General features: G+C 64.9%; 17 protein-coding genes. 11 read left to right on the top strand and 6 right to left on the bottom strand.

Features of this window, described 5'->3' with window-relative positions; genetic code table 11:
- Positions 1 to 135: 135 nt before the first annotated feature.
- From CI15_RS15530 to CI15_RS15520, 3 genes are all read left to right on the top strand, one after another.
- A complete protein-coding gene (locus tag CI15_RS15530) occupies positions 136 to 1,503 on the top strand; it encodes an MFS transporter (RefSeq protein ID WP_062129216.1) in 1,368 nt (455 codons plus the stop codon).
- A gap of 119 nt (positions 1,504 to 1,622) precedes the next feature.
- The gene (locus CI15_RS15525) at positions 1,623 to 2,084 is read left to right on the top strand and encodes an SRPBCC family protein (RefSeq protein WP_062129215.1); all 462 of its coding nucleotides are present in this window, start codon (positions 1,623 to 1,625) and stop codon (positions 2,082 to 2,084) included.
- The gene (locus CI15_RS15520) at positions 2,068 to 2,433 is read left to right on the top strand and encodes an ArsR/SmtB family transcription factor (protein WP_062129214.1); all 366 of its coding nucleotides are present in this window, start codon (positions 2,068 to 2,070) and stop codon (positions 2,431 to 2,433) included. The genes CI15_RS15525 and CI15_RS15520 overlap by 17 nt, the downstream gene beginning before the upstream one ends.
- A gap of 37 nt (positions 2,434 to 2,470) precedes the next feature.
- On the opposite strand, the gene CI15_RS15515 is transcribed toward CI15_RS15520, so the two are convergent.
- Complete coding sequence (locus tag CI15_RS15515) at positions 2,471 to 3,640, bottom strand: porin (protein WP_062129213.1); 1,170 nt, start codon at positions 3,638 to 3,640, stop codon at positions 2,471 to 2,473.
- Between the two features lie 226 nt (positions 3,641 to 3,866).
- On the opposite strand from CI15_RS15515, the gene aldA reads away from it, so the two are divergent.
- The 4 genes from aldA (at position 3,867) to CI15_RS15495 (ending at position 9,668) form a co-directional block, all read left to right on the top strand.
- Complete coding sequence (aldA, locus tag CI15_RS15510) at positions 3,867 to 5,291, top strand: aldehyde dehydrogenase (protein ID WP_062129212.1); 1,425 nt, start codon at positions 3,867 to 3,869, stop codon at positions 5,289 to 5,291.
- Between the two features lie 110 nt (positions 5,292 to 5,401).
- Complete coding sequence (locus CI15_RS15505; protein WP_062129211.1) at positions 5,402 to 6,739, top strand: MFS transporter; 1,338 nt, start codon at positions 5,402 to 5,404, stop codon at positions 6,737 to 6,739.
- Positions 6,740 to 7,957, top strand: a complete 1,218-nt coding sequence (locus tag CI15_RS15500; RefSeq protein ID WP_062129210.1) for a mandelate racemase/muconate lactonizing enzyme family protein — start codon at positions 6,740 to 6,742, stop codon at positions 7,955 to 7,957.
- 49 nt (positions 7,958 to 8,006) lie between these two features.
- Positions 8,007 to 9,668, top strand: coding sequence for a GMC family oxidoreductase (locus tag CI15_RS15495; RefSeq protein ID WP_062129209.1), 1,662 nt, complete (start codon positions 8,007 to 8,009; stop codon positions 9,666 to 9,668).
- Between the two features lie 15 nt (positions 9,669 to 9,683).
- On the opposite strand, the gene CI15_RS15490 is transcribed toward CI15_RS15495, so the two are convergent.
- From CI15_RS15490 to tam, 3 genes are all read right to left on the bottom strand, one after another.
- Positions 9,684 to 10,619, bottom strand: a complete 936-nt coding sequence (locus CI15_RS15490; protein ID WP_062129367.1) for a LysR substrate-binding domain-containing protein — start codon at positions 10,617 to 10,619, stop codon at positions 9,684 to 9,686.
- Between the two features lie 171 nt (positions 10,620 to 10,790).
- Complete coding sequence (locus CI15_RS15485; protein ID WP_062129208.1) at positions 10,791 to 11,156, bottom strand: hypothetical protein; 366 nt, start codon at positions 11,154 to 11,156, stop codon at positions 10,791 to 10,793.
- Positions 11,157 to 11,362: 206 nt separating this feature from the next.
- The gene (gene tam / locus CI15_RS15480) at positions 11,363 to 12,160 is read right to left on the bottom strand and encodes a trans-aconitate 2-methyltransferase (RefSeq protein WP_062129207.1); all 798 of its coding nucleotides are present in this window, start codon (positions 12,158 to 12,160) and stop codon (positions 11,363 to 11,365) included.
- Between the two features lie 94 nt (positions 12,161 to 12,254).
- On the opposite strand from tam, the gene CI15_RS15475 reads away from it, so the two are divergent.
- The 3 genes from CI15_RS15475 to CI15_RS15465 all read left to right on the top strand — a co-directional run bounded on the left by CI15_RS15475 (position 12,255) and on the right by CI15_RS15465 (position 14,326).
- The gene (locus tag CI15_RS15475; RefSeq protein WP_062129206.1) at positions 12,255 to 13,154 is read left to right on the top strand and encodes a LysR family transcriptional regulator; all 900 of its coding nucleotides are present in this window, start codon (positions 12,255 to 12,257) and stop codon (positions 13,152 to 13,154) included.
- 92 nt (positions 13,155 to 13,246) lie between these two features.
- Positions 13,247 to 13,870, top strand: a complete 624-nt coding sequence (locus tag CI15_RS15470) for a glutathione S-transferase family protein (RefSeq protein ID WP_062129205.1) — start codon at positions 13,247 to 13,249, stop codon at positions 13,868 to 13,870.
- Between the two features lie 177 nt (positions 13,871 to 14,047).
- Positions 14,048 to 14,326 carry a hypothetical protein gene (locus CI15_RS15465; protein WP_241495847.1) on the top strand — a complete coding sequence of 93 codons (279 nt, stop codon included), beginning with the start codon at positions 14,048 to 14,050 and terminating at the stop codon, positions 14,324 to 14,326.
- A 100-nt stretch (positions 14,327 to 14,426) separates the two neighbouring features.
- Here the strand turns inward: CI15_RS15465 and fabV are convergent, their stop codons facing one another.
- The gene (gene fabV / locus CI15_RS15460) at positions 14,427 to 15,623 is read right to left on the bottom strand and encodes an enoyl-ACP reductase FabV (protein ID WP_062129203.1); all 1,197 of its coding nucleotides are present in this window, start codon (positions 15,621 to 15,623) and stop codon (positions 14,427 to 14,429) included.
- A gap of 134 nt (positions 15,624 to 15,757) precedes the next feature.
- On the opposite strand from fabV, the gene CI15_RS15455 reads away from it, so the two are divergent.
- Positions 15,758 to 18,280: a penicillin-binding protein 1A gene (locus CI15_RS15455; RefSeq protein ID WP_062129202.1), complete on the top strand. Its 2,523-nt coding sequence runs from the start codon at positions 15,758 to 15,760 to the stop codon at positions 18,278 to 18,280.
- Between the two features lie 19 nt (positions 18,281 to 18,299).
- Here the strand turns inward: CI15_RS15455 and CI15_RS15450 are convergent, their stop codons facing one another.
- The gene (locus CI15_RS15450) at positions 18,300 to 19,652 is read right to left on the bottom strand and encodes an MFS transporter (protein WP_062129201.1); all 1,353 of its coding nucleotides are present in this window, start codon (positions 19,650 to 19,652) and stop codon (positions 18,300 to 18,302) included.
- Positions 19,653 to 19,921: the final 269 nt, after the last annotated feature.

The raw sequence follows: 19,921 nt of genomic DNA, 5'->3' as shown, positions 1-19,921 counted from the left end.
CGCGCTGACAGGCGCCGTGATGGCATGGCGATTGCATGTTCAATCCCGATGAAAAACTCTGGGCGACATGCCGGCGCAAAAGATCAGTAACGCAACGACCGGATTACCAGGCAACTTATTTACTGAGGATCTCTGATGAAAAACGTGATGCACTCTCTGCGAAGCGGTGACTGGCGCGCGCTCGTCGCCTGCTTTCTGTATTTCGACACGGGCTTCACCGTCTGGGTGCTGTATGGGCCGCTCGCGCCGTTCATCAGCAAGAGCATCGCGATGACACCCGCGCAGCAGGGTCTGCTCGTCGCGGTACCGGTGTTGTCGGCGGCGATTCTGCGCGTGACGCTCGGCAATCTGTATCAGTCCGCGCATGGCAAACGGATTGCGTTGATGGGCGTGTTGCTGTCGGCGGTGCCGACGATCGTGCTGCCGTTGCTGCAAGCGGTGCCGTCGTATGAAATGCTGCTGGTGCTCGGCGTATTTCTCGGCGTCGGCGGTGCGAGCTTCGCGGTCGCGCTGCCGATGGCCGGCAGCAACTATCCGCCGAAAGTGCAGGGCCTCGTGTTGGGGCTCGCGGCAGCCGGCAATATCGGCGCGGTGCTCGACGGCTTCCTGTTCCCGCAACTCGCGACGCGCTACGGCTGGCAAGTCGCGGCCGGCGGTGCACTGCCGCTGCTCGCTATCGCCGCAATCACGCTGTACTTCTGGGCCAACGACGCGGGCGTCAAGACGGGCAGCGTGCTGCGCGCCTTCGGCAGCTTCGCGACGACGCTCGTCGGTCTGATCGTGCTCGTGCTGCTGGTCGAGGCAGGGCTGTTCGGCGCGGGCAATACCGGCGTGCTGCTGTTGCCGGTGATCGGCGCGCTGCTGGCGATCGCGGTGCTGCCCAAGCGCTACCGCTCGGTGCTCGCCGAGCGCGACACGTGGGTCATCATGCTCGTCTATAGCATCACGTTCGGCGGTTTCGTCGGCATGTCCTCGTATGTGTCGCTGCTGCTGACCAATCTGTATCAGCTGTCGAAAATCGATGCGGGTCTGTTCATGGCGCTGCTCGCCGCGACCGGCGCCATGGTGCGCCCGCTCGGCGGGCTGATCGCCGACCGCGTCTCGGGCGTGCGCGCGCTGACCGTATTGCTGGCGATCATCGCGGTCTGCGATTTTCTGTTCGCCTCCGCGATGCCGTCGTTCGCGGGAGGCATCGCGCTGCTGCTGTGCATGTATGTCGCGTTCGGTCTCGGCAATGGCGCGACGTTCCAACTGGTGCCGCATCGCTGGGCGGGCCGCACCGGGTTGATGTCGGGCATCGTCGGCGCGGCGGGCGGCATCGGCGGCTTCTATCTGCCGGTCGTGATGGGCATCGCGAAGGAGAGCACCGGCAGCTACCAGATGGGCTTTGCGACGTTCGGCACGCTGGCCGCCTGCGCGTTCCTCGCAATCGTCGCGCTGCGCCGGCCGTGGATGGCGTGGTCGATGCAAACCGGCGTCATGCATGCGCATGCGACCGAGTAAGGCGAGGTGTGCGGCGTAAACTCGTTGTGGCGCCGCACCCACCATGCGCTGAAAAAAAGCGCAGTCGAATGCTTGCATATTGTCGGCGCTGTTTCTAATATGCAGCCAGGAGGCGGCATATGAACCCATCGACCGATCGCATCGAAAAGCAGATTCTGTTGAAGGCGCCGCGCTCGCGGGTCTGGCGCGCGCTGTCCGACGCCGAGGAATTCGGCAAATGGTTCGGCGTGAATCTGACCGGCCAGCAGTTCGTCGCGGGGCAATCCACGCAGGGGCACATCACCTATCCGGGCTATGAGCATCTGTTGATGAACGTGCAGGTCGAGCGTGTCGAACCCGAGCATCATCTGTCGTTTCGCTGGCATCCGGCCGCGATCGATATCACGATCGACTACACGCCGGAGCCGACCACGCTCGTGGAGTTCGATCTGACCGAGGTCGAGTCGGGCACGCTGCTGCGCGTCGTCGAATCGGGCTTCGATCAATTGCCGATCGGGCGCCGCGAGGAAGCGTTCCGGCTGAACGACGGCGGCTGGGGGCAGCAGATGGTCAACATCGAACGATATGTCGGCGCGAGCTAAGGCAGCGTCGCCGAAGGTGGGCCTGAGGGCGGCGACATTGCGCAGTTCGGCGGCGGTGTTCGCGGCGCTCGGTGACGAGACGCGTTTGCGTCTCGTCGCGGCGTTGTGCGCGGGCAGTGCGATGTCGATCGCGCAACTGACGGCCGGCACCGACATCACACGGCAGTCGGTCACGCAGCATTTGCAGGTGCTGGCCGATGCGGGTCTCGTGCACGACCTGAAGGTCGGACGCGAACGCCTGTGGGCATTCGAGCCCACGCACCTCGACGCGGCGCGCCGCGCGCTCGATGCCATTTCACGGCAGTGGGATCAGGCGCTGCTGAGGTTGAAGACGATGGTCGAGGAGTGAAGGGCGCGGCGCTCCAGCGATGCCGCGCCACGCCTCATCAGAACTTGTGCCGCAACGCGACCCGCACGGCGACCTGCGTGCCCGTCGACGACGGCGCCTGCGTCCCCGGAATGAACGCATGGTCGAGAATTGACTGCGTCGAGCCGCCGCTCACGCGTTGATACTCGCCTTGCACATACACGTCGGTGCGCTTGCTCAAGTTGTAGTCCGCCATCAGACCGGCCGAGTGAATCTTCGGCGTCACGCTGCCTGACGAGGCGTCGTAATTCATCATCGTGTACACATACTGCGCGCCGACGAAGCATGCCGGCGTGAACTGGTATTTGCCGTTGATTTCGAAGTTCTGATACTTCAGCGTATCGAGCCGCACGCCGGGCGCCGCGAGCGGCAGGCCGATATAGCCGTTGCCGGTCGGGTTCCGGTAGTTCGAGTTCGTATACGCGAAGCCCGCGGTCGCCGAGCCGAACGTGTAGTTGATGCCGCCGCCGAAAATGCGCATGCGTCCCGCGATGAAGCTCGCGTCGTTCGCGGTGATCGCGCCGACCGAGCCCGCCCCCGGATTGTTCGCCTGCAGATACGCCGCCGCGATCAGCAGGCCGCCGTTCTGATACTGGCCGCCGAAGCTGTAGGCGCGGTTATTCGCGAAGTTCGTGTCGTTGCTGAAGCTGTACACGCCGCCGAATTGCAGGCCTGCGAGGTTCGGGCTCGCGTATTTGACGCTATTGCCGAGGCGAAACGAGTTGTCGGTGTTGTCGTTGTCGTACGGGTGCGCGAAAAGGTAGCCCGCCCAGTTGCCGTTGGCCGTGGTCTGCGCGAGGTAGTCGACGACCGAGTCGTACTGACGGCCAAGCGTCAGCGTGCCGTAGCTGTCGCTGGACAGACCCACGAACGCCTGGCGGCCGAACATGCGGCCGCCTTGACCGAGCCGTCCCGAGCTGACGTCGAAGCCGTTTTCGAGCTGGAACACCGCCCGGGTGCCGCCGCCCAGATCTTCGGCGCCCCTCAGGCCCCAGCGGCTGCCCTGCGCATAGCCGCTCGCCATTTCCCAGACCGCGCCGCCACCCGCGTTGTTCGTGTAGTCGATGCCCTCGTCGAGCACGCCGTAGAGCGTCACGCTGCTTTGCGCGAACGCGCGAGGTGCCGTGAAGGCGGCGAGCGCGCTGAACGTGGTGAAGGCGACAGCGGTGGCGAGGCGTTTTCTTTTCATTCGATGCTCCGGCGTGTTGGCGAAAAGGCCGGATTCTGCAATTCGAGATGGGTCTCGCGTATAAGGCTGATCCCTGGTTAAACATGATTTTTTCGAATGTTTGTCCGGCGAATTACTCGCTTGTGGCCATCCGGGACGCGGACAAAAATTCCGTTCATGCAACTTTGGCATCCCCGCGATAGCCGGCGCATCTGCGGCTTTCGCGTTACGCATTCAGGAGACGACCATGCGACTCGATCGCAACTTTGCTAACGGCCGCTTCATCGAGGCTGCCAGCGCCGAACTGATCGCCGTGCGTAATCCGGCCACCGGCGCGGTCATCGCGCAGGTGAGCGGCGCGACCGAGGCCGAAGCGCTTGCCGCCGTCGACGCCGCGGCGCAGGCGCAAAAGGCGTGGCGCAAGCTGCCGGCGGTGGAACGCGCCGCGTATCTGCACAAGCTCGCCGATGCGCTCGACGCATGCGCACCGGCCATCGGCGCGGCACTCGCGCTCGAGTCGGGCAAGAGCGTCGCCGACGCGACGAACGAAGCGATCTACGCCGGCCAGATCACGCGCTACCACGCGGAGTGGGCGCGGCGCATCGAAGGGGAAGTGATTCCGAGCGATTCGGCCGACGAAAACCTCGTGCTGCATCGCGAGCCGATCGGCGTGGTCGCGTGCCTGATTCCGTTCAACTACCCGGTCTATACGTTCATGCGCAAGGTCGCGCCCGCGCTGATCGCGGGCAACACCGTGGTCGTGCGGCCGAGCAACAACACGCCGAGTTCCGCATTCGAAATCGCGAGAGCCATCGAAAAGGCCCGCCTGCCCGTGGGCGTCGTCAACGTTCTGGCGATGAACCACGCGAGCGCCGAATCGCTCTGCACGCATCCGAAGGTCGGCATGATCACGTTGACGGGCAGTGTCGCCGCGGGCCGCAAGGTGCTGGACTACTGCAAGGCAAACATCGCGAAGCCATCGCTCGAACTCGGCGGCAAGACGCCGGCGATCATCGAGGCCGACGCCGATCTCGAGAAGGCCGCGCGCGAACTGGTTGCGTCGAAGACCACGCATTGCGGCCAGTTGTGCACCGCGATCGAGCGCGTGTATGTGCAGGAAAGCGTGCATGACCGGTTCGTCGCACTCCTGAAAAAACACATGAGCGCGGTCGAGTTCGGCGATCGCAGCAAGCAGGCTTCATTGATGGGGCCGCTCGTGAGCGATGCGTCGCGCGCCTCGATTCATGCGATGGTCGAACGTGCCATCGAAGCCGGCGCCACGCTCGAAACGGGCGGCACAGTGCCCGCCGGCGACGGCTTTTTCTATCCGGCCACGCTGCTCGCGAACTGCCGCCAGGACATGGAGATCATCCAGGAAGAGACGTTCGGGCCGATCATGCCGGTCGTCAAATATCGCACGCTCGACGAAGCGCTCGAGATGGCCAACGATCATCAGTTCGGTTTGTCGTCGGTGCTGTACACCGAGAACTATCGCGCCGCCATGAAGGTCGCCAACGGCATCGAGGCGGGCGAGCTGTACGTGAACCGCACGCCGGCCGATCCCTATCAGGGCTTTCACGCAGGCTGGAAGCGTTCCGGTCTCGGCGGCGACGACGGCAAGCACGGCATGCTCGAATTCACGCAGACCCGCCTCGTGGTCATGAAGTACTGAACTCTCGCGCGGCGCCACCCGCCGCGCAATTTCACCCAGCAAATCCATAACAACATGACGGAGACCCGGCGGTCGAACGGACCGTTGGCGCGTCTCCAAGGAGCGCTCACGTGTCATCCCAGCCCGTTCGAACCGCCGCGTCGCTTCCGTTGAACGACGCCGCTGTCACCACCGCCGCGCAAGCCAGTAACGGCCGGCGCTACCTGCAACTCGCGCTGCTCGTGATCGCGGCCGGCGCGATCTATCCGATCCTCTATCTGCGGCAGGTCTATCAGCCGACGATGCTCGAGGTTTTCCACATCACCGATAGCCAGCTCGGCTATCTGTATTCGTCGCTCGGCACGATCTTTCTGCTCAGTTACCTGCCGAGCGGCTGGCTCGCCGATCGCATCGCGCCGCGTCTGTTGATCTGCTTCTCGCTGATCGCGACCGGTGTACTCGGGCTCTGGTATTCGACCGCGCCGTCGTTCAACACGCTGATGCTGATCTTCGGCGGCTGGGGGCTGTCCACCGGTCTGACGTTCTGGGCCGCCGTGATCAAGCGCGTCAACATGATCGCGGGACCTGAAGAGCAGGGCCGTTTCTTCGGGCTGCTCGACGGCGGGCGCGGTCTGATCGAGGCGATGCTGGCGACGATCGCGATCACGCTATTCGCATGGATCACGCAGACGCGCGGCGAGTCCGTCGCGGTCGGCTTCAGGATGGTGGTCTACCTGTACGCGTTTCTGTGCATCGCGCTCGGCGTGCTGCTCGCGCTCGTCAAGGACCCGCAAGCCGCGCGCGATGCCGCAAGCGATGCCAGCTCAGCCGATCGAGCGCGCCGTGGCAACGTGCTCTCCGATCTCGCGACGCTCGCGAGGATTCCCGAGCTGTGGCTCGTCGCGGCGATCGTGTTCTGCGGCTATCAGGTGTTCTGGGCGACCTACAGCTTTTCGGCCTATCTGCACGAAGGCGAAGTGGGTCTGACGGTCGTGATGGCCGGCACGATCACGACGCTAAAGCTATGGATGCGGCCGATCGGCGGCATCGGCGGCGGCTTTCTCGGCGACCGCTATTCGAAGGTCTCGGTGCTCGTGATCGCGCTGTTTCTCGCCGCGCTCTCGCTCGTCGGTCTGATGGCCGCGCCGCGTATTGCGAGTCATGTGCTGCTGGTGTTTCTGGTGCTGTTCATCGGCATCCTGACTTACGCGATCCGCGGCCTGTACTGGTCGCTGCTCGATCGCTGCAACATCCCGAGCGCGACGATGGGGCTCGCGATCGGCCTGATCTCGGTGCTCGGCTACTCGCCCGACGTATTCCTGCCGCTGATCAACGGTTATCTGACGCAGACGTTCCCCGGCGTCTTCGGCTACCAGCTGTACTTCGGCTATGTGGCCGCGATGGCGGCGGCGGGGGGCTTCGCCGGACTCGCACTTGGAAACATGCTCAAACGAAAAGGGGTTGCCTGAATGAAAGTCGTCTCGCTTGAAACGCATATCGTCGCCGTACCGCCGCCGCATCTCGGCGGCATGTACTGGATCTTCGTCACGCTGAAGACCGATTGCGGTATCGAAGGCGTCGGCGAAATCTATTCGGCGACGTTCCATCCGAAAGCGATGGTCCACATCATCGACGACGTCTTCAGCCGCTATCTGCTCGATCGCGATCCGCATCATATCGAGCGGCTGTGGCGCGAAACGTATTCGAGCGGCTTCACGCAGCGTCCCGATCTGACGATGATGGGCGTCGTCAGCGGCCTCGAAATGGCGTGCTGGGACATCATCGGGAAGGCCGCGGGCAAGCCGGTCTACGAGCTGCTCGGCGGCATCGTGAATCCGCGTCTGCGTTCGTACACGTATCTGTATCCGAAGAACAGCCGCGGCGAATACGACTACGACGATCCCGATCTCGCCGCAGAGTGCGCGGCGCAAAACGTGAAGCGCGGCTTCACGGCCGTGAAGTTCGATCCGGCGGGTCCCTACACCGCGTATTCGGGACATCAGCTTTCACTGGAAGTGCTCGACCGCTGCGAGACGTTCTGCCGCCGCGTGCGCGAAGCGGTCGGCAGCAAGGCCGATCTTCTGTTCGGCACGCACGGGCAAATGGTGCCGTCGTCCGCGATCCGGCTCGCGAAGCGGCTCGAGAAATACGATCCGCTGTGGTTCGAAGAACCGGTGCCGCCGGGCCAGGAAGGCGCGATGGCGCAGGTCGCCCGGCACACCAGCATTCCGGTTGCGGCCGGTGAGCGTCTGACCACCAAGTACGAATTCTTCAAGTTGCTCGAAGCGGGCGCCGCGTCGATCCTGCAGCTGAACGTCGCGCGTGTCGGCGGGCTGCTCGAAGCGAAGAAAGTGGCCGCGCTCGCCGAGGTCTACTACGCGCAGATCGCGCCGCACCTGTACAACGGGCCCATTGGCGCGGCGGCCAGCATCCAGCTCGCGGCCTGCACGCCGAATTTCCTGATTCAGGAAAGCATCGGCACGTGGGACGGTTTTCATGCGGCCGTGCTGAAGAAGCCGATTCAATGGGAAGACGGCTACATCATTCCGTCGCGCGAGCCGGGGCTCGGCGTCGAGCTGAACATGGACGTGCTCAGGCAGCACACGCCGTACACGGGCGAGCGTCTGCATCTGCAGATGGCCGCGCAACCGGCCGACGTCAAGGATCTCGCGCCGGCCAGGGGCTGAAGCACGAGCCGATATTCAATCGATTGAGCGCCGTCAGGCGACACACAGCATGAATTACGACTACATCATCGTCGGCGCCGGTTCGGCGGGCTGCATTCTCGCGAATCGCCTGTCGGCGTCTGGCCAGCATTCGGTGCTGCTGCTCGAAGCGGGCGGCAAGGACGACTCGTTCTGGTTCCGGATTCCGGTGGGTTTCACGAAAACCTACTACAACGAAACCTACAACTGGATGTACTACAGCGAGCCCGAAAAGGAACTCGACCACCGCTCGCTCTATTGCCCACGCGGCAAGGTCCAGGGCGGCTCGGGTTCGATCAACGCGATGATCTTCGTGCGGGGGCAGCAGCGGGATTTCGACGATTGGGCCGCCGCCGGCAACGTGGGCTGGTCGTATCGCGACGTCCTGCCGTATTTCCGCAAGCTCGAATCGCATCCGCTCGGCAACACCGAACAGCACGGCGCGGACGGCCCGATCCGCATTTCGCCGATGAAAGACGCGGCGCATCCGATCTGCCGTGTGTTCCTGACGGGCTGCGAGCAGGCCGGCTACGCGCGCAGTGACGACTTCAACGGCGCGCAGTTCGAAGGTGCCGGCATCTACGACGTCAACACCCGCAATGGCAGGCGTTCGTCGAGCAGCTTCGAGTATCTGCACCCGGCGTTATCGCGGCGCAATTTGCGCATCGAACATGGCGTCCTCGCCCGGCGCGTGCTGTTCGACGGGCAGCAGCGCGCGATCGGCGTCAGCGTCCTGCAGAACGGCATCGCGCGGCAGTTCATGGCGAATCGCGAAGTGATCCTCGCCGCCGGCGCGGTCGATTCCCCCAAACTGCTGCAGCTGTCGGGCGTCGGCGCGAGCGAGCTGCTAGCGAAGCATCGCATTGCGCTCGTGAAGGAATTGCCGGCGGTCGGACAGAATCTCCAGGACCACCTGTGCGTGAGTTTCTACTACCGCTCGAACGTGAAGACGCTGAACGACGAGATGCGGCCGCTACTCGGCAAGCTGAAGCTCGGCCTGCAATATCTGTTGACCCGCAAGGGACCGCTCGCGATGAGCGTGAACCAGGCGGGCGGCTTCTTCAAGGGCAACGATCAGGAAGCGCTCCCGAATCTGCAGCTTTACTTCAATCCGCTTTCGTATCGAATTCCTAAAAGCAGCAAGGCGAGTCTCGAACCCGAGCCGTATTCGGGCTTCCTGCTGGCCTTCAACCCGTGCCGGCCGACCAGCCGCGGCTCGATCGAGATCGCATCGAATCGCGCCGAAGATGCCGCGAAAATCCGTATCAACGCATTGACCACGCAGAAGGATCTCGACGAAGTCATTCAGGGCTGCGAGCTGGTGCGCAAGATCATGGCGTCCCCGGCGTTGCAGGCGATGACCGTCGAGGAAATCTCGCCGGGGCCGCAGGTCGACACGCGTGAGGCTTTTCTGCGCTATTTCCGCGAGCAGTCGGGTTCGATCTATCACCTGTGCGGGTCGTGCGCGATGGGCGACGATCCGCGGACGTCGGTCGTCGATGCGCGTTTGCGCGTGCATGGCATCGCCGGCCTGCGCGTGGTCGATGCGTCGATCTTCCCGAACATCACGTCGGGCAACATCAACGCGCCGACGATGATGGTCGCGGAGAAGGGCGCCGAAATGATTCTCGAAGACGCGCAGGCCGAAGCCGCGCAGGCGGCGACGCCGGCCGAGTTCGCCGCCGCGGCTTGACGGCGGCGAGCCAACTCACTGCGCTTCGCCCAGCGTCGCGGCCTCCGACGCATCGAGCGCCCGCGTGCTCAACCAGATCTCCTGCTGCAGCCAGTCGCGAAACAGCGCGACGTGCGGCAGCGGATCCTGCTTGTCGCGGGTGACGAACCAGTACGACTGGTGTCCGTCGACGTGTACGTTCAACACCTGCACGAGCTGCCCCGTCGCGAGTTCGTGCGCGATCATGTGGCGATCGGCGATCGTCACGCCGAGCCCGTCGATGGCCGCGCGAATCGCGTGATCGAGCAGGTCGAATTCATATCCGCCGCGCGTATCGACGTTTTCGATGCCGGCCGCCTTCAGCCAGTGCTGCCAGGTGAGATAGCGCTGGTCGGCGCTTGCGAGCACGTGCAGCAGCGTGAAGCGGTTCAGATCGATGCCGGCGCGGCCGGTTTCGCGCGCAAGCAGCGCGGGCGAGCAGACGGCGATGTGCCGCTCATTCATCAGCAGCTGATTGTCGACGCCATCCCATTCGCCGTTGCCGAAACGGATCGCGCAATCGAGCACGCCGGACTCGGCGAGCTTGTCGTCGAGCCGCGTCGACAGGCTCAGTTCTAGATGAGGATGCGCGTCGCGCAGCCGCCCGAGGCGCGGCATCAACCAGCGGCTCGTGAAAGTGGGCGGCGCATTCAGGCGCAGGCGGTTGCGGTGGGTCTTCTCCTGCAGGCCGCGCACCGTCAGCTCGATGCGGTCGAACGACTGCTGCAGCGCCTGCAGCAGGATGCGGCCGGCCGGCGACAGCTCCAGATGATGATGGTGACGAAGCAGCAGCGTCTCGCCGAGCTGCGCCTCGAGCTGCCGCACCTGGCGGCTCACCGCGCTTTGGGTGACGTTCAGAAGCTCCGCGGCGCGCGTGAAGCTGCCGGTGCGGCCTGCCACTTCGAAGGCTTTCAGCGCGTTGAGCGCCGGCATTTTGCGTTTCAAGGTATTCGGACGAAAGGTGCGCGCGACGGCGAAGCCGAACATTTTACCGACTTGCGGCCGTCCGTCCGGGAAGCGCGAGGCAATACAAAAGGGGCCAACAATAGGCCCCCTAACCGCAGCAAACAGGGAAGAAATGCAGGAAGGAAAGCGCGTTAGCGGCTAGTCGGCGATCCGCTTGTCGGCCAGCGCGTTCTGACAGTCGGCGAGAACCTGTCGGACGAGCCGCGCTTGCGGGTCGAGTTCGTCGGTATCGAGAATTTCCTCCACCGCGTCGCGCGCCCAATCGGTGTCGACGAAGCGTGCGTGGCGCCGCGCGATTTCGACCGCGGTGGCCGTCAGCTTCGCGATGCACAGCCAGTCGGCCTCGCGCGCGCGGCGGTCGAGCCACTTGTGCGCGGACTGCACGTGAAACGCCGCGTCGGGCCAGTCTTCGTTCAGATAATAAGCGCCGAGGCTTCCGCATGTGAGCCAGCACAACAGCTCCAGACGGTCACGGGGACTCAGATGTTGGCGTACATCACTCATGGCGACGCTCGCTGCAGTAGATGGCTTCCCGGTGAGGCCGGCGGGCGCCGGTCTCCGCTTTTTACAAACATTAGCATGCGGAATTCCCGGGCGGCAATTCCCGACCTACCCTGGCGTGCGGCGTCGCAACAGGCGGACTTCGGGCGAGCGCTCAGCGAGGCGCCCGAAAGCGCCGGACGACCCGCGAACCGCCTGCCGGCGCGGCCTCAGCGTTCGCCGCGCGTCGCGACGATGAAAAGCCGCGGAAACGGCAGCAGCACCGTGCCGTCCCCGAGCGCCGGATAGGCTTTGGCGATTTCGTCGCGATAGCGCTGCAGGAACGCGCTGCGTTCGGCGTCGTCGAGCGCGGCGAGAAACGGCCGCAGCGCGCTGCCCTTGAACCACTCGACCACCGCGTCCGCGCCCGCGAGCGGGTGGTGGTAGACCGTGCGCCACACGTCGACGCGCGCGCACAGCGGCTTGAGCAGCGCGTAGTACCAGTTCGCGTCGTGACGCATCGTGCGCTCGACGCCCTTCAGCTTCGGCGCCCAGGGTCCGTCGACGGCGATTTCGCGCAGCAGCCGGTGCGCGGGCTCGTCGAGATTGACGGGCATCTGCACGGCGAGGCTGCCGCCGGTGGCCAGCTTCGCCACCAGCGCGGGGAACAGCCGCTCGTGGTCCGGGACCCATTGCAGCACCGCGTTCGCGAGGATCACGTCGTAGGGGCCGCGCGCGTCCCACGTCGAGACGTCGCCGATGTCGAAGCGAAATTGCGGCAGACGCGCGCGGGCCGCCGCGATCATGTCGGCGGAGCTGTCGATGCCGCTGACCGTCGCGCCCGGCACGCGCGCGGCCAGCACCTCGGTCGAATTGCCCGGCCCGCAGCCGATGTCGACCGCGAGCCGTGCCCCGTCCAACGGCACCGCCGCGAGCAGATCGCGCACCGGGCGCGTGCGCTCGTTCTCGAACATCACGTACTGCTTCGCCTGCCAATCGCTGTGCTCGTTGGTGGTGTGGTCGGTCATCGTTTGCTCCTTGGTGGGGTTCGGTGCGGCCATTCTCGGTCGCCCGCTGCCCCGAGTAAAATGAATTTATGATTCCGATTACTTCATTTTTCTAATGAAAATCGACACCCTCGGCGTGCAGGCCTTCGTCGCGATTGCCGATCGCGGCAGCTTCCAGAGCGCGGCGGATTCGCTGCACGTGACCCAAACGGCGATCACGCAGCGTCTGCGCAAGCTCGAAACCTATCTCGGCGTCACGCTGATCGAGCGCACCACGCGGTCGATGGCGCTCACCGAAATCGGCCGCAATTTTCTGCCGCAGGCGCGCCGGCTGCTCGGCGAGCTGGCCGACGCGCTCGTCGAGATCCGCGAAACGGGCATCGCGCGGCGCGGCGACGTGTCGATCGCGTGCGTGCCGACCGTCGGCGTGCAGTATCTGCCGCGCATCCTGCAGGCGTATTCGGCGCGCTATCCGCACAACCGCATCAAGATTCTCGATCACGCGTCCTCGGCGGTGGAGGAGGCCGTGTTGAGGCGGGAGGTCGAGTTCGGCATCAACTTCGCGCGCGAGCATCATCCCGATCTCGCCACCGTGCCGCTCACCGAAGACCGCTACGTGCTGATCTGCCACGAGGATCATCCGCTCGCGAAGCGGCGGCGCATCGCGTGGCGGCAGCTGCAGGCGGTCCCGCTGATTTTCGCCGGCGAGGTCAGCGGCAACCGCGCGCTGCTCGACGTCGCGCTGGAATCGCGCGAGCTCGCGCTGCGTTGGTTCTACGAGGTCCAGCGCAGCTCGACCGCGGTCGGGCTCGTCGCGCAACGGGTCGGCGCGGCCGTCGTGCCGGCGCTCGCGCTGCAGAAGGGCGCGTATCCGACCGTGCGTACCGTCGAGCTCACGCAGCCCACCGTGTCGCGCACGCTGGTGCTGGTCGCGCGCAAGACCGCGCAGCTGTCGCCGGCCGCCCAGGCGCTGTACGACATGATCCGCGAGCAGGCGACGCTCAAAACCGGATGACGGCGCGCGATGCGCAAGGCAAACTGGCTCGCTTCGGCGTTTCGTTCGTTCGAGCCGCTCACCCACCCACCCACCCAAACGACCACCCGCTCATGCTGCAGATACTCGGCAAGACCACTTCGATCAACGTGCGCAAGGTGCTATGGACCTGCGCGGAACTGGGGCTTTCGTTCGAACAGGAAGACTGGGGCTCGGGCTTTCGCTCGACCGATGTCGCCGAATTCCGCGCGCTCAATCCCAACGCGATGGTGCCCGTGGTTCGCGATGGCGAGTTCGTGCTGTGGGAGTCGAACACGATCATCCGCTATCTCGCCAACCGCTATCGCGGCGAGCACCTGTATCCGGCCGATCCGCTCAGGCGCGCGCGCTGCGATCAATGGATCGACTGGCAGGCGAGCGAATTGAACCGCTCGTGGAGCTACGCGTTTCTCGGGCTCGTGCGGCGCTCGCCCGAGCATCAGGATCCGCGGCAGATCGCGGCGTCGTGCGCGAACTGGTCGAAGCATATGGCGATCGTCGAGCAGCAGCTCGCGCGCACCGGCGCGTATATCGCGGGCGAGGCGTTCTCGCTCGCCGATATTCCGATCGCGCTGTCCGCGAACCGCTGGCTCGAAACGCCGCAGCAGCACGATGATTTTCCGGCGCTGGCCGCGTATATGGCGCGGCTGGCCGAGCGCGACGGGTATCGCCGGTATTGTCGTAACGGCACGCCGTGATTACAGAAAGCCGTCGTCAAAGCTTGCAAATTGCTTCGCGCAACCGCTGCTGCGCAGGGCATGGCGGGTCGCCTACAATGGCGGCCATTTAGCGATATTGAAGGTCCAACGATGCGGGTAACGAAATTCGCGCTGGCTTTGTTGACGGCGTGCTTCACTCTGAACGCGAGCGCCGAGATGACGGCCGCCCAATACAAGCAATGGGCGCACGCCGACAACAGCTCGGTCTACGCGGCATACATCACCGGCACGATCAACGCGTACGGGTGGGCGAACGGCGATCTGGTGTCGCGGAAATTGAAGCCGCTGTTCTGTCCGCCGGAAACGCTCGCGATCGGCAATCAGACGGTTTATCCGATGCTCGACGCGTTCTTCGCGAATCACCCGGGCATTTCCGACGATTTCCCGATCGGCCTCGCGATTCTTCGCGTGCTGCAGGGCGCGTATCCGTGCTGAGGTAGTGAGGGCAGGTGGCGCGCTCGCGCCGGGAAAGCGGGGCGGGGAGGGGAGAGAGTAGGGAAAGGGCGAACTCGCAAGGCGAGCCCGCCCCGCAGCATCAAACCTGCACGAGATTCGGGATCTGCACGTCCGGATTGACGTCCGCTTCGTAATCGACGCCCTTCATTTCAAAGCCGAACAGACGCAGAAAATCGGTCTTGTAACCGGCGAAATCGGTGAGCTCGTAGATGTTGTCGTTGGTCACCTGGTTCCACAGTTCCTGCACGCGGCCTTGCACCTGGGGAGCGAGCTCCTTGTAGTCGGCGCGCAGACGGCCTTCGTCGTCGAGATGCGGCTGGCTGCCGTAGAGGCTGTCCTTGTACAGGCCGTACACCTGCTCGATGCAGCCCTCGTGCGTGCCTTGCTCCTTCATCACCTTGAACAGCAGCGACAGATAGAGCGGCATCATCGGAATCGCCGAACTGGCCTGGGTGACGACCGCCTTCAGCACCGCGACGCGCGCGTCGCCGCCCTTGGCCGCGAGCTTTTCGCGGATGCCGAGCACTTTCTGGTCGAGATCCTTCTTGGCCGCGCCGATCGAGCCGTTCCAGTAGATGTCGTGGGTGATCTTCTCGCCGAGGTAGGTGAACGCGGTGGTCTTGGCGCCGTCGGCGAGCACGCCCGCTTCGCCAAGCGCGTCCATCCACATCTGCCAGTCCTCGCCGCCCATCACCGCGACGGTGTGCGCGATTTCTTCCGGCGTGGCCGGTTCGAGCACGGTTTCCTTGATCACTTCCTTGTCGGTGTCGATGCCGCGCAGGTTGACGGCCTTGCCGATCGGCTTGAGCACCGAACTGAACACCTCGCCCGTCTTCGGATGCTGGCGCTTCGGCGCCGCAAGGCTATAGACGACCAGATCGACCTGGCCGAGATCGCGTTTGATCACTTCGATCGTGCGCGCCTTCACTTCGTCGGAGAACGCATCGCCGTTGATGCTGGTCGCGTACAGGCCTTCGGCCGTGGCGAACTGCTCGAACGCGGCGGTGTTGTACCAGCCGGCCGTGCCAGCCTTGGTTTCGCTGCCGGCGCGCTCGAAGAACACGCCGAGGGTCGCCGCGCCCGAGCCGAACGCGGCGCTGATGCGCGCGGCGAGGCCGTAGCCGGTCGACGCGCCGATCACGAGCACCTTCTTCGGGCCGTTCGCGATGGGGCCGCGTGCCTTCACATACTCGATCTGTTCCTTGACGTTGGCTGCGCAGCCGGTCGGATGGGTCGATACACAGATGAAGCCACGCACACGCGGTTTGATGATCATGAAGCACCTCTTGTCGGAATTGGCGACATTATAGTGGCCCCGCCGCGGCCGCACGCCCCCCTGAGAACGAAGCAAAAATCGGCGCACCCCCCACATCTTGGTACGATTGCGCCTTTCCCAGCCGACGACAGCACGTGAAGCGCCTCTTTTCCTCCTTCCTGGCGGCCCTCGACAAAGGGCTGACCCTCGCGAACCCGCTATTCGCGAAGGCCGCGTGGCACCTGCGCCACCCGACTCGCCGCACGTTCGCGTGGGGGCTCGCCGCGCTACCGGTGCTATTCGTGCTGTACGTGCTGCTGCTGATTCCGTTCACGCCGAGCATCGGCGACATCCGCAAGGCGAAGATCGAGCAGCCGGCGCAGATCCTGTCGGCCGACGGCAAGCTGCTCGCCGAGTTCAAGCCCTCGAACCGCGAGTGGGTCAAGCTGAAGGACATCTCGCCGACCGTGGTGAACGCGCTGATCGCGACCGAGGATCATCGCTTCTACCAGCATTTCGGGCTCGACTGGCGGCGCACCGCGTCGGCCGCGTTGCACACGTTTTCGGGCGACCGCCAGGGCGGCTCGACGATCACGCAGCAGCTCGCGCGCAATCTGTATCCCGACGAGATTGGTCGCGCGCCGACGCTGACGCGCAAGCTGAAGGAAGCGATCACCGCGCTGAAAATCGAGGCGTTCTACACCAAGGACGAAATCCTCGAAACCTACCTGAACACGGTGCCGTTCCTGTACAACGCGTACGGCATCGAGATGGCCGCGCGCACCTATTTCGACAAGTCCGCCTCCGAGCTGAACGTGCTCGAAGCGGCGACGCTGACCGGCATGCTGAAGGGCAACGCGTACTACAACCCGGTGATCAATCCGGAGCGCGCGTTGCAGCGGCGTAATACGGTGCTCGGGCAGATGGTCAAGTACGGCAAGCTGACGCCCGCCCAGTACGACTTCCTGAGCCGCAAACCGCTGCACCTGGAGTTCGAGCGCCAGATCGAGCCGCCCGGACCCGCGCCGCACTTCACGCAGCAGCTGCGCAAGTGGCTCGTCGCGTGGGCCGATCGCAACGACTACAACATCTATTCCGATGGACTCGTGGTGCGCACGACGATCGATTCGCGTCTGCAGACGATGGCGACCCAGGCGGTCACGCTGCAGGGCAACCAGTTGCAAGGCATCGCGAACTCGGCATGGGGCACGCGCGCGGGCTGCTCGGCGGACAAGGATCTGCTGCGCACGTTCCTGCGCGAAACGCCTGACTTCCGCGCGGCAAAAGACAGCGGTCTCTCCGACGACGACGCCCTCAAACGCCTCCTCGCCGATCGCAAGCTCGTGCAGAGCGTGTGCGACACGAAAACGCGCGTGCAGGCCGACTTCCTCGCGATGGATCCGCGCAGCGGCGAGATCAAGGCGTGGGTCGGTAGCCGCGACTTTACCGAAGACCCGTTCGATCACGTGCAGCAGGCGCGCCGTCAGCCGGGTTCGACCTTCAAGCCGTTCGTGTACGCGGCGGCCTTCGAGGCCGGCGCGAAACCGGACGACAAACTGCCCGACAACCCGGTGCAGATCGAGCTGGCCGGCGGCGAAGTCTGGAAGCCGAGCGACGAGGACGAACCGAGCGGCCGCATGATCAGCCTGCGCGACGCGCTCGCGTATTCGCGCAACCGCATCACCGCGCAGGTGATGGAGTCGGTCGGCCCGAACAAGGTCGCGAAGCTCGCGCGGGCGATGGGCGTGCGCGACAGCCAGCTCGAGGCCGTGCCGTCGCTCGCGCTCGGCACGAGCCCGGTGACGCTGAAGGAAATGGTCTCGGCCTACGGCACGATCGCGAACCTCGGCAGCTATGTCGAGCCGCTGATGGTCACCCGCATCGAGGACCGCAACGGCAACGTGCTCGCGGAATTCCAGCCGGCCGCGCCGCAGCGCGAACTGCCCGCCGACACCGCGCGCACGCTCGTCGACGTGATGCGCGACGTGGTGAGCCGCGGCACCGGCGCGAGCATCCGGACGCGCTTCGGCGTGCGCGGCGACGTCGCGGGCAAGACCGGCACGACCCAGGGCAACGCCGACGGCTGGTTCATCCTGATTCAGCCGCAACTGGTGGCGGGCGCGTGGGTCGGCTTCAACGACAGCCGTGTGACGCTGCGCAGCGATTACTGGGGGCAGGGCGCGCATAGCGCGCTGCCGATCGTCGGCGATTTCTTCCAGCGCGCGCAGCGCTCGCGGCTCGTCGACAGCCACCTGAAGTTCGACACCGAGCAGCAGCCCGGCTGGTTCGCGCAGCGCGCCGAGCGCCTGCGTGAGTGGTTCGGGCATCTGTTCACGCACACGCCGGCGCGGCCGGACAAGCAGGTCGTCGCGCATGCTCCGGTGCGGCGCGCGCCGGTGGCACCAGTGGCGCCGGTGGCGCCTGCCGTAGCGCCGACGGCGTCAGAGGCAGCGGGTGCGTCCGCGGTGCAGGGTGAAGCGCGCGCGTTACCGCCGTTGCTGCCAGCGCCGGGCCCGGAAGCGGTCCCCGCGCCGGCGCTGGGCAATACCGTCGACGGCGAAACGCATGGCGCCGGTGCGGCGGCGCTCGCGCCAACCCCGACGCCGGACGACGTGGTGCCGTCCGATGCCGGGGGGCAGGGCGCAGAAGGGTCGAATAACGGCAGCGGGGCGAACTGAAGGTGACCCGGGCGGCCCGCTAGGACCTGGCGACCCCCGGTTCACCCGGCGACCGCGCATGCGGATTGCCGTGCGTCGTCTCGAGCGACGTATCGTGATGCAGCAGCAGCACCGCCGCCATGCCGACCAGCCCCGCGCCCGAGAGGCACAGCAGCCCGGCGCCGAAGCCCCCGGTGCTGTCCTTGATCCAGCCCATCGCGAACGGCCCGAAGAAGCCCGCCAGGTTGCCGAGCGAGTTGATCGCGGCGATGCCGCCCGCGGCCGCCGCGCCCGACAGGAACGCGGCCGGCAAGGTCCAGATCACGGGCAGGCAACCGAAGATGCCGAACCCGGCGATCGATAGCGCGATCATCTTCTGCACCGGATTGTCCAGTCCGGCCGAAGCGGCGATGCCGGCGGCCGCGACGAACAGCGCAATCGCGACATGCCAGCGGCGTTCGAGCCGGCGATCCGAATGCCGTCCCCACAAAATCATGCTGGCGAGGCCGACCACGTACGGCAGCGAGGTCACGAAACCCGTCTGCAGATTGGTGAGGCCGAACGACTTCACGATCTGCGGCAGGAAGAAACTCAGGCCGTAATTGGTTGCGTTGGCGCCGAAATAGATCAGCGCGATGGCGAGCACGCGCGGATTGATCAGTGCCTCCTTCACGCTGAAGTGGCGCACGGCCTCGCGATGCTCACGCTCCTGTTTCTGGCGCGCCATCAGCCAATCCCGTTCGTCCTTGCTGAGCCAGGTGGCATCGGCGGGCTTGTCGGTCAGATAGAACAGCACCGCGACCGACAGCAGCACGGCCGGCATCGCCTCGATCAGATAGAGCCACTGCCAGCCGCCGAGTCCGCCGCGGCCGTCGAGCGACAGCAGCGCGCCGGAGATCGGACCGCCGATCACCGTCGACAGCGGAATCGCCGCCATGAAATAGCCGACCACGCGCCCGCGATAGGCGGCCGGGAACCACAAGGTCAGCAGAAAGATGATGCCCGGGAAAAAGCCGGCTTCGGCGATGCCCAGCAGAATGCGCAAGCCGAAAAACACGTGTGCGGCCGACAGCCCGGTAAAGCGCGCGATGTCCGGGATGAACGCCATCGCACCGGCGAGAATACCCCAGGTGAACATGATCCGCGCGATCCAGCGGCGCGCGCCGAAGCGTTCGAGCAGCAGGTTCGACGGCACTTCGAAGAAGAAGTAAGCGATGAAGAACACGCCCGCGCCGAAGCCGAACGCGCTCGCGGACAGATCGAGCGCCTTGTTCATCTGCAAGGCCGCGAAGCCCACGTTCACACGATCGAGATAGGCGATGAAATAGCAGAGCATCAGAAACGGGATGAGCCGAATCGTGACGCGATGAAGGGTACGTGCCTCGAGATCCATTGATGTCTCCTCCGGTTCGATCACCGGTGCATGCCGCCATGTTGTGGGGTCTGTTTGCACTTCGATATGCCTCTCCGTCGAAAAGGCATCGTTACAGACTAGACGGTCGATGGCGATTCCGGAAGTTCTTTTCTTAACCAAACGGTCCGCTCATTGCCGAGGTCGGGTCCGCGTGACGCTGGGGTCCATTGTTAAGACTCGCGCAACAGTGTTTTCAGTTGTAGCGGCTGATCTCGTGAGAACGTTTGCGGATAATTGCTGCCTGACTA

The organism is Paraburkholderia monticola (assembly GCF_001580545.1).
In the GTDB taxonomy this organism is placed as follows: domain Bacteria; phylum Pseudomonadota; class Gammaproteobacteria; order Burkholderiales; family Burkholderiaceae; genus Paraburkholderia; species Paraburkholderia monticola.
Note: the sequence above shows the minus strand (reverse complement) of the source record. Positions and strands in the feature narration are given on the sequence as shown.